General features: G+C 65.0%; 15 protein-coding genes and 1 riboswitch. Of the genes, 4 read left to right on the forward strand and 11 right to left on the reverse strand.

What is annotated here, in order from left to right; genetic code table 11:
- Positions 1 to 32 precede the first annotated feature (32 nt).
- The 3 genes from QW887_RS23660 to QW887_RS23670 all read right to left on the reverse strand — a co-directional run bounded on the left by QW887_RS23660 (position 33) and on the right by QW887_RS23670 (position 2,848).
- A complete protein-coding gene (locus QW887_RS23660; RefSeq protein WP_316195075.1) occupies positions 33 to 806 on the reverse strand; it encodes an ABC transporter ATP-binding protein in 774 nt (257 codons plus the stop codon).
- The gene (locus tag QW887_RS23665) at positions 806 to 1,627 is read right to left on the reverse strand and encodes an ABC transporter permease (RefSeq protein WP_316195077.1); all 822 of its coding nucleotides are present in this window, start codon (positions 1,625 to 1,627) and stop codon (positions 806 to 808) included. Before QW887_RS23665 ends, QW887_RS23660 begins: the two co-directional genes overlap by 1 nt.
- Positions 1,628 to 1,777: 150 nt before the next feature.
- Positions 1,778 to 2,848 (reverse strand): putative urea ABC transporter substrate-binding protein, encoded by a 1,071-nt coding sequence (locus tag QW887_RS23670; RefSeq protein ID WP_315717125.1) that lies wholly within the window; start codon positions 2,846 to 2,848, stop codon positions 1,778 to 1,780.
- Positions 2,849 to 2,922: 74 nt separating this feature from the next.
- Positions 2,923 to 3,024, reverse strand: a riboswitch (guanidine-I (ykkC/yxkD leader).
- A 220-nt stretch (positions 3,025 to 3,244) separates the two neighbouring features.
- On the opposite strand from QW887_RS23670, the gene QW887_RS23675 reads away from it, so the two are divergent.
- The gene (locus tag QW887_RS23675) at positions 3,245 to 3,580 is read left to right on the forward strand and encodes a hypothetical protein (protein WP_316195079.1); all 336 of its coding nucleotides are present in this window, start codon (positions 3,245 to 3,247) and stop codon (positions 3,578 to 3,580) included.
- Between the two features lie 342 nt (positions 3,581 to 3,922).
- Here QW887_RS23675 and QW887_RS23680 read toward each other — a convergent pair whose 3' ends face one another.
- The 8 genes from QW887_RS23680 to QW887_RS23715 form a co-directional block, all read right to left on the reverse strand.
- The gene (locus tag QW887_RS23680; protein ID WP_315751202.1) at positions 3,923 to 4,627 is read right to left on the reverse strand and encodes an ABC transporter ATP-binding protein; all 705 of its coding nucleotides are present in this window, start codon (positions 4,625 to 4,627) and stop codon (positions 3,923 to 3,925) included.
- A 16-nt stretch (positions 4,628 to 4,643) separates the two neighbouring features.
- On the reverse strand, positions 4,644 to 5,414 hold the full coding sequence (locus QW887_RS23685; protein ID WP_315717123.1) for an ABC transporter ATP-binding protein: 771 nt from the start codon (positions 5,412 to 5,414) through the stop codon (positions 4,644 to 4,646).
- A complete protein-coding gene (locus QW887_RS23690; RefSeq protein ID WP_315827950.1) occupies positions 5,407 to 6,354 on the reverse strand; it encodes a branched-chain amino acid ABC transporter permease in 948 nt (315 codons plus the stop codon). The genes QW887_RS23685 and QW887_RS23690 overlap by 8 nt, the downstream gene beginning before the upstream one ends.
- Positions 6,351 to 7,268 carry a branched-chain amino acid ABC transporter permease gene (locus QW887_RS23695; protein ID WP_315751198.1) on the reverse strand — a complete coding sequence of 306 codons (918 nt, stop codon included), beginning with the start codon at positions 7,266 to 7,268 and terminating at the stop codon, positions 6,351 to 6,353. The genes QW887_RS23690 and QW887_RS23695 overlap by 4 nt, the downstream gene beginning before the upstream one ends.
- Positions 7,269 to 7,413: 145 nt before the next feature.
- Entirely contained in the window at positions 7,414 to 8,583 is a 1,170-nt protein-coding gene (locus QW887_RS23700) for an ABC transporter substrate-binding protein (RefSeq protein WP_315751197.1), read from the reverse strand.
- Between the two features lie 419 nt (positions 8,584 to 9,002).
- Positions 9,003 to 10,223: an ABC transporter substrate-binding protein gene (locus tag QW887_RS23705; protein ID WP_315717119.1), complete on the reverse strand. Its 1,221-nt coding sequence runs from the start codon at positions 10,221 to 10,223 to the stop codon at positions 9,003 to 9,005.
- Between the two features lie 70 nt (positions 10,224 to 10,293).
- Positions 10,294 to 10,617: a 2Fe-2S iron-sulfur cluster-binding protein gene (locus tag QW887_RS23710; RefSeq protein WP_315717118.1), complete on the reverse strand. Its 324-nt coding sequence runs from the start codon at positions 10,615 to 10,617 to the stop codon at positions 10,294 to 10,296.
- An 8-nt stretch (positions 10,618 to 10,625) separates the two neighbouring features.
- Entirely contained in the window at positions 10,626 to 11,849 is a 1,224-nt protein-coding gene (locus tag QW887_RS23715; RefSeq protein ID WP_316195081.1) for a cytochrome P450, read from the reverse strand.
- A gap of 77 nt (positions 11,850 to 11,926) precedes the next feature.
- On the opposite strand from QW887_RS23715, the gene QW887_RS23720 reads away from it, so the two are divergent.
- The 3 genes from QW887_RS23720 (at position 11,927) to atzF (ending at position 15,356) form a co-directional block, all read left to right on the forward strand.
- On the forward strand, positions 11,927 to 12,433 hold the full coding sequence (locus tag QW887_RS23720; protein WP_315717116.1) for a MarR family winged helix-turn-helix transcriptional regulator: 507 nt from the start codon (positions 11,927 to 11,929) through the stop codon (positions 12,431 to 12,433).
- A gap of 349 nt (positions 12,434 to 12,782) precedes the next feature.
- Entirely contained in the window at positions 12,783 to 13,322 is a 540-nt protein-coding gene (locus tag QW887_RS23725) for a DUF805 domain-containing protein (RefSeq protein WP_409999279.1), read from the forward strand.
- A gap of 246 nt (positions 13,323 to 13,568) precedes the next feature.
- Entirely contained in the window at positions 13,569 to 15,356 is a 1,788-nt protein-coding gene (atzF, locus tag QW887_RS23730; protein ID WP_316195083.1) for an allophanate hydrolase, read from the forward strand.
- The last annotated feature ends 52 nt before the right edge of the window (positions 15,357 to 15,408 follow it).

The raw sequence follows: 15,408 nt of genomic DNA on the forward strand, positions 1-15,408 counted from the left end.
TCCTTCGTTTCTTTCGACGTTTCTTGAACCGACTATTGCGTCGCCTGCAGGCTGGCGCGGATGAATCCGAGCACGGGCACGGCGCTGTCGCGGGTGAGATCGAGATCGTAGGTGATGCGCGCGCCGAACCGCTCCGGCGCCTGCGGATCCTTGCGCGGCCGGTCGAGCGCGATCAGCCGCGTGGCGAGGCCGAACGCCTCCTTGATGTCGTGGGTGACCATCACGATGGTCATGTTGTGCTCGCGCCACAGCGGCTTGATCAGCGCATGCATCTGGGCCCGGGTGCCGGGATCGAGCGCGCCGAAGGGCTCATCGAGCAGCAGCACGCGCGGCTGCTTCGCCAGGGCCTGCGCGATCGCCAGGCGCTGCTGCATGCCGCCGGACAACGCGCTTGGGTATTTGTCGCGATGCTCGGCCAGGCCGACGGCCTCGATCAGCGCGAGGCTCTTCTCCATCGCCGCCTTGCGCGCCGATCCGAACAGCCGCGCCGTGAACGGGCTGCCGGCAAGCTCGTAGCCGAGCAGCACGTTGCCGAGCACGGTCAAATGCGGGAACACCGAGTAGCGCTGGAACACGATGCCGCGGTCCGGTCCGGGCTCGGCCGGAAACGGCCGGCCGTCGAGCAGCACCGCGCCCTGGCTCGGCCTCTCCTGGCCGAGGATCAGGCGCAGGAAGGTGCTCTTGCCTGCGCCGGACGGGCCGACGATCGACAGGAACGTGCCGGAGGTGATCTCGAGATTGATGCGCTCGAGCACGACCTGGTTGCCGTATTCGACCCAGACGTTGCGGAAGGAGAGCGTGCTCATCAGCGGCTCCCTCGCGCATATGCCCAGGGAAAGGCGTGCCGTCCGAACCAGACCAGCGCGTAGTCGAGGATGTAGGCAAGCAACGTGATCCAGACGACGTAGGGCAGGATCACATCCATCGAGAGATAGCGCCGGACCAGGAAGATGCGGTAGCCGAGCCCGACATCGGAGGCGATCGCCTCGGCCGAGATCAGGAACAGGAAGGCGGGCCCGATCATGAGCCGCAACCCCTGGATCAGGCGTGGCGTGATCTGCGGCAACACAACGCGGATCGCGACCTGCCAGGTCGAGGCGCCCAGGGTCTGCGCCTTGATCAGCTGCTCGCGCGGCATGTTCTGCACCTCGAGCGAGAGGTCGCGCACCAGGGTCGGCGTGACGCCGATGATGATCAGCACCACCTTGGACAGCTCACCGAGGCCGAACACGATGAACAGAACCGGCAGCACCGCCATCGGCGGGATCATCGACAGCACCGCAATCAGCGTGCCGAAGCCGGCGCCGGCCACCGGCAGCAATCCGATGGCGAGGCCGAGCACGAGGCCGATGGCAGCGGAAATGCCGAGGCCGAGCGCGAGGCGCTGCAGGCTCGCCGACGTGTCGGACCACAGCACGTAGTCGCCGGCGCGGCGATCCGGCTCGGTCGCGAGCCGCTTGGAGGTCGCGACCATCTCGGAGACCGGCGGCAGCAGCTTGTCGTCGGGATTGTCCGCGCGCCGCTGCGCCGATCCGACCACGTAGATCAGCGCCATCAGCAGGAACGGCAACAGGGCCAGCAACAGCCGGCTGCCCCGGTTCGGAACGACGTTCATGGCACGCGGCATCAACAGGCTCCCTCAGTCCTCATGGTGAGGGGCGCGTCAGCGCCGTCTCGAACCATGAGGCCCCGATGTGGGCCTCATCCTTCGAGATGCTTGCGCTCGCGCAAGCTCTTCAGGATGAGGGGTGGCACCGGCGGCGGTCCAGGAAGCGGATCAGAGCTTCCCTTCGGCCGCCATCTTCATGAAGGTCGGATCGAAGCGCAGCTTGACATTGCTGGCCGCGCCCAGCGCCTTCGTCGGCGTGGAGATGCCGACCGCGTCCTTCGACTTCACGTTCTCGCCAAGCAGGTTGTGATCGAAGCAGAAGGTGCGCACGAGATCCATGATCTTGGGCAATTCCGGTCCGGTCACGAAGGCGAGCGCGTCCTTCGGCTCGTAGTACATGAACGTCGTCTTGAGCTGGGTCTCGAAGCCGGCGAGATCGGTGCCCGACAGCTTGGCCATCGCCTCGCGCGCGGCCTTGCCCTTCTCGCTCTGGTCCTTCATCAGCGCGATGGTCTCGTACCAGATGCCGACCAGCGCCTTGCCGAGCTCCGGATTGTCCTTGAGCGTCGCGCTGTTGACGACCAGGAGATCCTCGATCTCGCCGGGGATCTTGCTGGAATCGAACACCAGCGTTGCCCCCGGCTCGGCCTTCACCTCCAGTAGTTGCGGATTCCAGGTGACCACGGCCGTCGTGTCCGGCGACTTCGCGGCGGCGACGATGTCGGCGTCGGAGGTGTTGACGGTCTTGATGTTCTTCTCGGACAGTTTCGCGGTCTCGAGGCCGCGCGCCAGCAGATAGTGCGACACCGAGAGCTCGACGAGGTTGACCTTCTGGCCCTTGATGTCGGCCATGGTCTTGCCCTTCTTCAGCACGACACCGTCATTGCCGTTGGAGTAGTCGCCCATGATGATGGCCGACGTGTCGACGCCGCCGGCAGCGGGGATGGTCAGCGCATCCATGTTGGTGACGGTGACGCCGTCGAACTTGCCGGCGGTGTACTGGTTGATCGACTCGACGTAGTCGTTGATCTGCGTGATCTTGATCGAGATGCCGTATTTGTCCGCCCACTTCTTGACGATGCCGGACTCGGCCGCATAGGGCCACGGCATCCAGCCGACATAGATCGTCCAGGCGATGTTGAATTCCTTCTTCTTCTCAGCTGACGCGGATGACAGCGATGCGGTCGCCAGCGTCGATGCAGCGAGCAGTGCAACAAACAGATTTCGCGCTTTTCCCATGTCCAGTCCCTCATCGGTTTTCTGACCGCGGACTGGCATGAAGAACCTCGTGCCTGCCAAGCGCGGCCACTGAGGTCTCCCGGGTTTTTATCCCGCCGTGCACCAGGGCTCTCCCCTGGCGGCTGCTCTCGGACCAGCATTCTCGATGGAGAACCGGAACCCTAGCTGCCAACTCTGAGCAACGAGGGGAGCAATCCGCGTGCCAGGGAAAAATGCTTGCGATTCAACGGAACCGGCGGCACGCTGTGCTCAAAAATTCGGCACTCAGAATTCTTCTTGGGCGAGGTGGCGCATCAGCCGACGCCGGCCATGCAACGACAGCATGAACCGTCCGGTGCACGGGGGCGACATCATCAGGCAGGCCCGTCAGTCGCAGTGGCTTGGAGTCTCGTTGATATGATCAGGTCTTCCGGGATCGCATTGGCAACCATTCTGGCTCTCAGCCTCGCCGCCGAGGCAGCCTTCGCGCAGAGCGCGCCCGCTCCCGATACGCCGGCGCAACCTGCTCCCGCCGCGAGCCCCATCCCGACAGCCACTCCGGCACCAGCCGCCTCGGCCGAGAAACCTGGCGACGCCAAGCCGGCCAGCGAGGCGGCCGCGCCGAAGAAGAAGCGGACGAGGACCAGCACGCGCAAGGAAGTCGAGGACTCCCTGCGCAGCGGCACGGTGCCGTCGCGCTATCGCAGCCGGGTGCCGAAGGAGTACCAGAAGTACATCCCGTTCCGTCGCTGAGGTCTAGAGTGGCGGTGTCATTTTCACGATGACTCCGACGATCAGCATGAAGGCGAGACACAGCCCCGTCTCAAGGTCGGAATGACCAGACCAGAAGCCGCGCAAGCCGGCCACGGCCTTCTGTGGTGATTCGATTCGGATACGAGGTGCACGCATTTGTTCAACCTCTGATAAAAGGAAAAACAAACTACTACCCTGGAAAATTAATCCCGTCCAAGCCGCACCTCAATGCGAAAAATCAGCGCATGTCGGGGCAGCAGTCAAAATCTACGCCCGACGCCCGACGCGATGTTGATTTGAGTCAATCCGCTTCCACGTCGGAATAGCCGGCAGCGCGCCGCCTCAAATACCCAGATAGCGGTGCTGCAGCTCCGGCTCGGCCATCAGTTGCTCCGACGTGCCATGCCACACGGTGCGGCCACGCTCGATGATGTAGTGGCGGTCGCAGATGCGGGTCAGATGCTCGACATTCTTGTCGATCACCAGGATCGACTGCCCGCGCGATTTCAGCAGCGACAGGCAGTTCCAGATCTCCTCTCGGATCAACGGCGCCAGACCCTCGGTCGCCTCGTCGAGAATGAGGAGTTTCGGGTTGGTCATCAGCGCCCGGCCGATCGCCAGCATCTGCTGCTCGCCGCCGGAGAGCTGGTTGCCCATGTTGCTGCCGCGTTCGGCGAGCCGCGGAAACAAGGCGTGGATCTTGTCGAGCGTCCAGGGATCGGACGCGCCGAGCCGGTTGGCCGAGGCCGCCACGAGATTCTCGGTGACGGTCAGATTCGGAAAGATCTGCCGTCCCTCCGGCACCAGGCCGATGCCGAGCTGAGCAATCCTGTAGGACGGCAGCTTTCGTGTCTCCTGACCGCTGAAGCGGATCAGGCCGGCGCGCGCCTGGGTCAGACCCATGATCGAGCGGATCGTGGTGGTCTTGCCCATGCCGTTGCGGCCCATCAGCGAGACCATCTCGCCGGGACGGATCGCCAACGACAGGCCGAACAAGACCTGGCTCAGGCCGTAACAGGTCTCGATGCCGTCGACCTCGAGCAGCATGGCGCTTGTCCCCAGATCAACCATGGCCGACCACCACATGCTGATCGCCGAGATAGGCGCGCTTGACCTCCTCGTTCTGCCGGATCTCGTCCGGTCTGCCCGAGGCGATGATGCGGCCATAGACGAGGACCGAGATGCGGTCGGCGAGCGCGAACACCGCCTCCATGTCATGCTCGACCAGCACGATCGACACTTCCTTGCGCAGCTCGTTCAGCAGCTTCACCATGCGCTGTGACTCGGTCACCCCCAGGCCGGCCATCGGCTCGTCGAGCAGCAGGAGCTGCGGCTTGGTCGCGAGCGCGACGGCGAGCTCCAGCTCGCGCTGCTCGCCATGGCTGAGCTTCGACACCAGCACGTCGGCGCGATGGCCGAGACCGACGCGCTCCAGCGCGGCCTGCGCGGCGGCACGCAGCGGCTTGTCCTTGCGCGCGGCGGCGAAGAAACGGAACGAGTGCTTGCCGTCATGGGCTTGCGCCGCAAGCGCGACATTGTCGGCCGCGGTGAAGTCGGTCAGCAACGAGGTGATCTGGAACGAACGCGCCAGCCCCAGCGCGCTGCGCTTATAGGCGGGGAAATGCGAGATGTCGCGACCCCCTAGGAAAATGCGACCCGCATGCGGCGCCAGGTGGCCGGTGAGCTGGCTGATCAGCGTGGTCTTGCCGGCGCCGTTCGGCCCGATGATGGCGTGGATCTCGCCCTTGGCAACGTCGAGACAGACGTGATCAGTCGCGACGATGCCGCCGAACCGGCGCACGAGATTGTCGACGCGAAGCAGAGGTTCAGCCACGGTTCAACCTCCCGAGCATGCCCATGATGCCGCCGCGGCCGAACAGCACGATCAGGAGCAGCAGCGGCCCCATGATCAGCGCCCAATATTCGGTGATCTGCGACAGCACCTCTTCCAGCACCAGGAACACGACCGAGCCGACGACCGGCCCCATCAGGGTGCCCATGCCGCCGAGGATGACCATCACCATGAGGTCGCCGGAGCGGGTCCAGTACATCACGGCAGGGCTGACGAAATCGGTGTTGTTGGCAAGCAGCGCGCCGGACAGGCCACAGAGCATGCCGGCGATGACGAAGCACGCCAGCTTGTAGCGCTTCGACGGGAAGCCGATCGCCTGCATGCGCTGCTCGTTGGAGCGCAGGCCCTGCAGCACGAGGCCGAAGCGCGAATTGACGATCCGCCAGATCAGGACCACGACGGCAAGCAGGCAGAACAGGCAGAGATAATAGAACTGCACGCGGTTGCCGAGATTGATCAGGCCGCCGAAATCGCTGCGCTTGTAGACGGTGAGCCCGTCATCCCCGCCGTAACGGGCGAGGCCGGACGCGACGTAGTAGGCCATTTGCGCAAAGGCCAGCGTGATCATGATGAAATAGACGCCGCGGGTACGCAAGGAGAGCGCGCCTATGACCAGCGCATAGAGCGCCGAAACCGCGATGGCGACCGCGAACTGGGCATAGCCGGAGCCGATGCCCTCCTGCGCCAGGATGCCGACGGCGTAGCCGCCGATGCCGAGATAGGCGGCATGGCCGAAGCTCATCATGCCGCCGTAGCCCATGATCAGGTTGAGGCTGACGGCCGCCAGCGCCAGGATCACGATGCGGGTGAACAGCGTGAGGATGAAGATGTTGCCGGAGAGGTTCGAATAGACCGGCAGCAGCACCAGGCCGGCCACGACGATGATGGCCACGATGGTCGAAACGTTGAGCGAGGATTTCATCTGCGGTTGGCCGGAAACAGACCTTCAGGCCGCGCCACCAGCACGATCGCCATCAGGAGGTAGATCAGCATCGACGACATCGCCGGCGCCGCAGTGGAAGCTGCTGCCGAGTTCAGCACCTGGCGCAGCAGATTGGGCAGGAAGGCGCGGCCCATGGTATCGATCAGGCCGATCATGATCGCCGCGATAAAGGCGCCGCGGATCGAACCAATGCCGCCGATCACGATGACGACGAAGGCGAGGATCAGGATGTTCTCGCCCATGCCGATCTGCACCGTGAGGATCGGCGCCTGCATCAGCCCGGCCAGGCCGGCGAGCGCGGCGCCGAGGCCGAACACCAGCGTATAGAGCAGCTTGATGTTGATGCCGAGCGCACCGATCATCTCGCGGTTGGAGGCGCCGGCCCGGATCAGCATGCCGATCCGCGTCCGCATCACGCCGAGATAGAGCAGCAGCGCCACCAGCAGCGCCACGACGATGATCGCGAGCCGATAGGCGGGATATTGGATGCCGGGCAGGATCGTGACCGGGAAGGCGAGCCAGGACGGCAGCGGCAGCGCCAGTCCCGCCGGGCCCCAGATCAGCCGGACGGCCTCGTTGAAGAACAGGATCAGGCCGAACGTCGCGAGCACGTGATCAAGGTGATCGCGCCCATAGAGATGGCGCAGTGCCGTGAATTCGAGCACGATACCGAGCAGAAGCGTGGCTCCCAGTGCCATGACGGCGCCGAGCACGAAGTTGCCGGTCCAGGCCACGAAGGTCGCCGCGAAATAGGCGCCCATCATGTAGAGCGAGCCGTGGGCCAGGTTCACGAAGTCCATGATGCCGAACACCAGCGTCAGGCCGGCGGCCAGCAGGAACAGCAGCAGTCCAAACTGCAGCCCGTTCAGGAATTGTTCGACGACGAGAAGCATGCCCCTCACTTCACGCTCAAAAAGACGGCGGCAGAACCCGTTCCAGGCGCTGCCGCCATGTCCGTCCCGATCTTAGGCCGGAGATGTTTTAAGCTTCAAGCAAATTCCAGGCCTGTTTCGTCCTCTGGCTCGGAATTCTTTTCGCTCACTTCATCGGGCACTTGTCGTGGAAGCGGTCCTGGTCGTTCTCGACGATGGTGGCGACCGTCTTCAGCGAGAGCTGGCCCTCGGTGTCCTTGACCACGTCCTGCAGGTAGAAGTTCTGGATCGGGATGTGATTGTTGCCGAACTTGAAGGAGCCGCGCAGCGACTTGAAGTTGGCCTTCTCCATCTCGGCCTTCATCGCGTCCTTCTTGGACGTGTCGCCCTTGACCGCAACCACGGCGCTGTTGATCAGCTGGGCCGCATCGTAGGCCTGGGCGCCGTAATAGGTCGGACGCAGGCCGGTGTATTTCTTGCGGTAGTCGGCGACGAACTTCTTGTTCTGCTCGTTGGGCAGGTCGTTGACCCATTCCTGGGCGCCGGGCACGCCGATCGCATTGTCCTTCTGCAGCGGCAGCGACAATTCGTCGACGGTGAAGGCGGTGTAGAGCGGCATCTTCTCCTTGAGGCCGGCCTGCGAATATTGATTGAGGAATTGCACGCCGGCCGCGCCGGGATAGAACACGAAGATGGATTCGGCGCCCGAGGCGCGCGCCTTGGAGAGCTCGGCGGAGAAGTCGAGCTGGCTCGGCCACACCGTGTATTCCTCGCCGACGACCTGGCCCCTGAAGGTGCTCTTGACGCCGGCCAGCATGTCCTTGCCGGCCGCATAGTTCGGCCCGATCAGGAACACCGACTTGACGCCCTTCTGGTTCATGTAGAGGCCCATCGCGGCGGGCGTCTGGTCGTTCTGCCAGGAGGTCGAGAACACGTAGGGCGAGCACAATTCGCCGGCGAGCTGCGACGGGCCGGCATTGGCCGAGATCAGAAAGGTCTGGGAATCCACCGCGGTCTTCAGCGAGGCCAAGAGCACGTTCGACCAGATGTAGCCGACGATGAAATCGACCTTGTCGGACTGCACCAGCTTCTCGGTCTTCTGCTTGCCGACGTCAGGCTTCTGCTGGTCGTCCTCGTAGATCACCTCGACCGGCTTGCCGTCGATCTTGCGGCCGAGATGGTCGAGCGCGAGCTCGAACGAGTTGCGCATGTCGTTGCCGATCACGGCGGTCGGACCGCTGAACGTCGAGACGAAGCCGATCTTGATGGTGTCGCCGGCAAAGGCGGTGCTCGAAAACAGCAGCGCCGCGGCGCTCGCCAGCCAGAAGCTCTTCATGGTCTTCCCTCCCCTCAAACAAATCGTTCTTATCGTTGTTTTGTCGCCGCCACGCAGCAGCACGACCTGCGGCGGCGTTTCGCCGCAGCATTCGCGCGGTGCTCATCCTGCGCGCCATCGACCCATGCACCATAATTCCCGGAAACGGGCAAAGGCAAGAACTATAGTGCGTGTTAAGGATACTGCAGCACAGCAGGCGGCAGAGGCGGGAAGAAGGTCATGAGAGAGGAAGTCGCCTTCCCCACGCCGTCATGGCCGGGCTTGTCCTGGCCATCCACGCGGCTCGACAGTCGCCGCTCGACGTGGATGCCCGGGACAAGCCCGGGGCATGACGGAGCAACTGAAGAGCAGCGGCTCTCGCGGCATCTACTTCTAGATGTCACTTGTAGATATCACTTGCTCGCTACCCTACGAACGCATCACTTCACCAGCGCACACCCACCGTCCGCAATCGGCCGGAACGCCTGCTCGGCCGGAATCGTCGAGACCAGACGATAGTAGTCGTAAGGATATTTCGACTCCTCCGGCTTCTTCACCTCGAACAGATACATCGGGTGCACCACGCGGCCGTCGGCCCGGATCGTCACATCGCCGAACAGCTTGTCCTTGCCCTTCACCGTCTTCATCTGCGGCACGACGTCCTTGGCATCATCGCTGCCAGTGGCAGCGACCGCGTTGAGATAGGCAAGCGTCGAGGCATAGACGCCCGCCTGGTTGCCGCTCGGCATCTTGCCGTTCATGCCGGGGCGCGCTGCGAAGCGCTTGGCGAAGGCGCGGGTATCGTCGTCCATGTCCCAGTAGAAGGCCTCGAGCAGTTGCAGGCCCTGCGCCGCCTTCAAGCCCATGCCGTGGATATCGTTGATGAACAGCAGGAACGCGACCAGCGACTGGCCGCCCTGCTGGATGCCGAACTCGGACGCCTGCTTGACCGCATTGATGGTGTCGCCGCCGGCATTCGCCAGGCCGATCACCTTGGCCTTCGAGCCCTGCGCCTGCAGCAGGAACGAGGCGAAGTCCGTCGTGCCGAGCGGATGCTTGGCCGAGCCCAGCACTTTGCCGCCGTGCTTCTCGATGTAGTTGGTGGCCTCCGCCTCGATGCCCTGCCCGAGCGCGTAGTTGACCGTGATGAAGTACCAGTCCTTGCCGCCACGGCCCATCATCGCAGCCGCCGTGGTGTTGCCGGTCGCCCAGGCGTCGTTGACCCACTGAATGGTGTTCGGCGAGCACGCCTTGCCGGTGAGATCGGAGCTGGCGGTCGACGAGGCCAGGAACGTCATCCGGCTGTTGCGCAAGAGCTCGTTGACGGTGAGGCCCACGGCCGAGTTGGGCACGTCGACGACGGCATCGACCTTGTCGACATCGAGCCATTTGCGCGTGATTGCCGAGCCGACATCGGCCTTGTTCTGGTGATCGGCATAGACGATCTCGACCTTGATGCCTTTACCGCCGCCGTTGAAATCCTCCGCCGCCATGCGCGCGGCCTCGACCGAGCCCATGCCGTTGGTATCCTGGAAGATGCCGGAGATGTCGTTGAGCACGCCGACGCGTACGACATTGTCCGAGATCTCGCCGGCCCGCGCCGCGCCCGCAAGGCAGACTATTGCGACCAGCGCCAGCGCGCACGAATTCAGCTGCTTCATGATGTCCTTCCCCGTGTGTTGCTTGTTTGATTGTTGTCGTTGCGACTGGAGATCGTCTCCAGTTGCGAAATCAGCTCTGCCGATCCGGAATGCGCACCACCAGTCCGGCCAGCGCCGGCTGCACCTTGATCTGGCAGGACAGCCGGCTGTTCGGCCGCCGTTCGGCTGCGGTGCCGTCCAGCAGCGCATCCTCATCGTCGGACACGGGATCGAGCTTCCCGGTCCAGGCGTCGTCGACATAGACGTGGCAGGTGGCGCAGACGGCGTTGCCGCCGCATTCGGCGACGATACCGTCGATGCCGTGGGTCAGCGCCGCCAGCATGACGCTGGCGCCGTCCTCGGCCTCCACGCTTTCGCTGCGGTTGTCGGGATGGATGAAGGTGATCGTGGTCATGGTACAGCTCAGGCTGGAGTAAAGGTGACCGGCAGGCTCTCCAGCCCGCGCAGCGTGTTGTTGTAGCGGCGCTTCGGCTCGCCGCTCATCGTGACGCTCCCGACCTTGCGGGCGAGCGCCGTCAGCACCGCCTCGCCTTCGAGCCGCGCGACGAGCTGGCCGACGCACATGTGGATGCCCGAGCCGAAGCCGACATGGCCGGATACTTTTCGGGTGATGTCGTAGCTGTCCGGCTGCTCCCAGCGGCGCGGGTCGCGATTGGCGCTACCTAAGAACATCAGCACCTTCTCGCCCTCGGGAATCGTGACGCCGCCGAGTTCGACGTCACGCGTGGTGGTGCGGAAGAAGGTCTGCACCGGGCTTTCGAACCGCACGGCCTCCTCGAACGCGTTGCGCGCCAGCGACGGATCGGCGCGCAGCCGCGCCCATTGATCGGGGAAGCGCGCCAGGCAATACACCGCGGCGCCGATGCCGTAGACGGTGGTGTCGAGGCCGGCCGACAGCAGCGAGCGCACCAGCAACGGCGCCTCAGCCGGCGTGATCTCGCCGCTGTCGCTGAAGGCGTGGATGCAGGAGCCGAAGCCGCCGGGCGTGAGATTGTCGCGCTGACACTGCTCCATGACGTAGGCCTGGTGCGGCGCCGAGCGCTCGATCGCCTGCTGGCGCAGCTCATTCGGCGGGCCGAACGCGTTGAACACCAGGCTCGCATAGGGAATGAGATGCTCGCGCCCCTCCGGCTTCAGCCCGAGCGCATCGGGAAACACCGACAGCGGATAGGCCTCGGCGAGATCGGGGACGGCATCGAACGAGCCCCGGCCTACAAGCTCGTCGATCTTGGCCTCGGCCGCCGCCATGAAGCCGTCGCGCAGCCGCTTCATGACGGCCGGCGACAGCACCTTGCTCAGCACGGCGCGGGTGCGCGTATGCGCCGGCGGATCCGCCTCGAGGATCAGGCTCGGCGGCCGCCACGGCTTCTCCTTGGCGAAGTCGCTCAAGCCCACGCCGCGGCTGGAGCAGAACGTCTGGGGATCGTTGAGGACGGCATAGACCTCGGCGTAGCGGGCGACGCCGTAGGCGTTCCACGCGTCCAGATGGATGACGGGGCCGGCCTCGCGCATCTCCTGATGCGCTGGATAGGGATCGTCGAAGAATTCATACGAGAACGGGTCGATGGCGAGGTGCGGGATGACCGGCGCCACGCCGGCAGCGGGGGAAAGACCTGTTGGGTTCATGCGGAGCTCCCGAAGTTTGGCCTTGTCATGCGGCTTTTCGTATCCGTATGAGTGGCGATGCATGGACGCTGGGGATCATGAGCGAGAAATCCGGGACGCCGCGCAAGGCGCAGCCGCGCGAAGCTGAGGGGCACGGCCTCACGCTCGATCTCGACCGCTATGTGCCGGCCTTCATCACCTTCATCGCCAACAAGCTGTCGAACAGCGCCACCGCGTTCTATCAGCGCAATTTCGGCGTCAACGTCACCGAATGGCGGATCATGTCGCTGCTGGCGATCGAGCCGGGCATCCCGGCCTCGCGCATCTGCAGCGTGATCGGCTTCGACAAGGGGCCGGTCAGCCGCACCCTGGCGCTGATGAAGAGCCGCGGCCTGATCGCGATCCGCAACGACCCGGAGGACGGCCGCAGCCATTCGATTTCGCTGACGGCCAAGGGCCGCGCGACGCACGACAAGGTCATCGTCGCCGCGCTGGAACGCGAGCGGCGCCTGCTCGCCTGTCTCGACAAGGATGAGCGGGAAGTCCTGATCACCCTGCTGCGCCGAATCCACGACAATCTCGACGCCGTCACGGGCGCGAGCTGAGCCGCTCAGGCACGAGCCGCCGAACGGCTGCCCCGTCTGCTGCGGCAATCTGTTGGCGCGCGCGCAAGCGGCCGCGCCTGCGGCGAGCAGGCTGCGCATGACGTTCCCGTCCCTTCTTCGAGACGCGGATCATCCCGCGCCTCCGTTGCTGATCGGGTCGATCGTTCCACAGATTAGTTGCTTTAGCAACGATATATTTTCGACCGCATGAGATCCGGCAGCGCGAAAGCGCCGTCGCACTCGGTCCTTCAAATTCTAACTATCGGCGAAGGCGCGCGGCAATTTCGCCCTGATATGCCGTGTCGGCTGCGCTCCCGATTGCGGCGTGGCCTGCGGGGAGAGGCGGATGTTGGGGTTCATTTTCGGTTTCAATGCGCGTCTCGGCCGTCTGCAATATTTTCTCGCCTCGCTCGGTCTTGCGCTGGTTTCGGTGGTCCTGATCGTGGTCGTGGCCGTCGGTCTTGCCGCCCTCGCCCCGCAGACGTCGGAGCTGACGGTGAGCCTGCCGATCGTGGTGCTGATCGGCCTGTGCCTGGTGGCGAACCTGATGCTGCAGGCGATGCGCTTTCGCGACATCGGCTGGGACCCGGTCTGTGTGATCCCGGCCTGGATCGCCGTCATGGTGCTGGACTACGTGATCGCCGGCCGATTTCCCGAATACGCGGCGACATCATCGCACCACGGCACGTGGGTGGGCGCCCTGGTCAATCTCGGCCTCAGCGTTGCGCTGCTGTTCTTCCCCAGCGGGGCTGACGACGCGCCGTCGTCGGGAGCCACGGTGAGCCGCCCGACGTCTGCGTCGTTCCGGACAGCCCGTGGCACCGGCTCGGCCACCGAGGCACGACTTGCGCGCATCACGGGCGGGGATGCCGATCGGCGCGGGTACTAGGCGGCTGCGGCGCCCGACCTGCTCACAAATTAGGCGAATCGCCTTCGGCAACCACATCTGACCGCCCGACGGCCTCTCGGACGGCACGGCAACCCACTGACTCTCAAGATTTTTCTCTATCAGGCTCGCATCCTCGCCGTGTACACAATGGCACATGGCTTGCTACGTTCGCAGCCGGATTGGCGAAGCGGAGCGCAAGGAAATGGCAGGCCAGAGTTTGGGCTCGGACGAGACGCGGAGCGCCGCGTGACCGAGACCATTGCCGAGATCGTCGCCGCCCATCGCGCCGGCCTGACAACGCCAAGCGACACGATCGCGCGCTGCTACGCCCGGATCCGCGCGCACAACGACCCCGCCATCTTCATCAGCCTGCGCGGCGAGAAGGACGCGCTCGCGGAGGCCGAAACCCTCGCCGACCGGGACAGATCGCTGCCGCTCTACGGCGTGCCCGTCGCGGTGAAAGACAATATCGACGTGGCGGGCCTGCCGACCACCGCCGCCTGCCCCGCCTTCGCCTACACGCCATCTCGCGATTCCACCGCGGTGGCGCGGCTGCGCGCGGCCGGCGCGATCATCATCGGCAAGACCAATCTCGACCAGTTCGCCACCGGCCTCGTTGGCGTGCGCTCGCCCTATGGCATTCCGAAAAATCCGGTGCGCGCCGATCTCGTTCCGGGCGGATCGAGCTCGGGCTCGGCGGTCGCCGTCTCCGCGGGTCTCGTGCCGCTCGCACTCGGGACGGATACTGCGGGCTCCGGCCGCGTGCCGGCAATGCTCAACAACATCGTCGGCCTGAAGCCGAGCCTCGGCATGATCTCGACGTCCGGCTTGGTGCCGGCCTGCCGCACGCTCGACTGCATTTCGGTGTTCTCGCTGACGGTCGACGACGCCGTCGCGGCGCTCTCGGTGCTGGCGGCGCCGGATCCGCTCGATCCGTTCTCGCGCGACCGGCCGCTTGGGGCCGTGACGGCATTTCCCGAGGGCGTGAAGCTCGGCATTCCCCGCCCCGGGCAATTGATCTTCTTCGGCGACAAGGCGGCGGACGCCGCCTATAGCGCTGCCGCCGCGCGCTTCGTCAAGCTTGGCGCCGAGCTCGTCGAGTTCGACCTCGAGCCGTTCTACGAGACCGCGCGGCTGCTCTATGAAGGCCCCTGGGTCGCCGAGCGCTATCTCGTGATCCGCGATCTGCTCGCCTCCGATCCCGATGCGATCCACCCCGTGACGCGCGAGATCACCATCAGCGGCGCGCGCGGCAGCGCGGCCGACACCTTTGCCGCGCTTTATCGTCTGCAGGCGCTGCGCAAGGTGGCCGAGCGTACCTTCGCCGATATCGACGCGCTGGTGCTGCCGACGGCGCCGACCGCCTACACCACCGCGGATGTGCTCGCCAATCCGATCGAGCTCAACAGCCGGCTCGGCACCTATACCAACTTCGTCAACCTGCTCGATCTCTGCGGGCTTGCGGTGCCGGCTGCGATGCGCAGCGACGGCGTCCCGTTCGGCATCACCCTACTGGCGCCAGCCGGCCGCGATGCGACGCTCGCCAGTCTCGGGCGCGCCTTCCATGCCGACACGGCGCTGCCGGTCGGCGCCAAGCCGGTCCCGCTGCCGCCGCTCGCTCCCGTGTCTCCGGCACTGCATGGCGACGAGATCGCCGTCGTCGTCGTCGGCGCGCATCTCTCAGGGATGGCATTGAATCACGAGCTGACGAGCCTCGGCGGACGTCTGCTCGAGGCGACGACCACCGCGCCTGACTACAAGCTCTACGCGCTGTCGACCACGCCGCCCAAGCCCGGCATGCTGCGGATCGACGACGGCCAGGGCACGGCAATGGCCGTCGAGCTCTGGGCGCTGTCGGCCGCGAGCTTCGGCAAATTCGTCAACCTCATCCCGCCGCCATTGTCGATCGGCACCATCCGGCTCGCCAACGGCCGCAGCGCCAAGGGCTTCCTTGTCGAGCCTGCCGCCCTCGACGGCGCGCGCGACATCTCGGAGTTCGGCGGCTGGCGCGCGTATATGGCGCAGAAAAGCTGATCGCCTCGCGACTTCGTCACTGCGAGCGCAGCGAAGCAATCCCAGAGCTGCG

Origin of the sequence: Bradyrhizobium sp. SZCCHNRI3052 (assembly GCF_032484895.1) — a bacterium.
Taxonomy (GTDB): Bacteria; Pseudomonadota; Alphaproteobacteria; order Rhizobiales; family Xanthobacteraceae; genus Bradyrhizobium.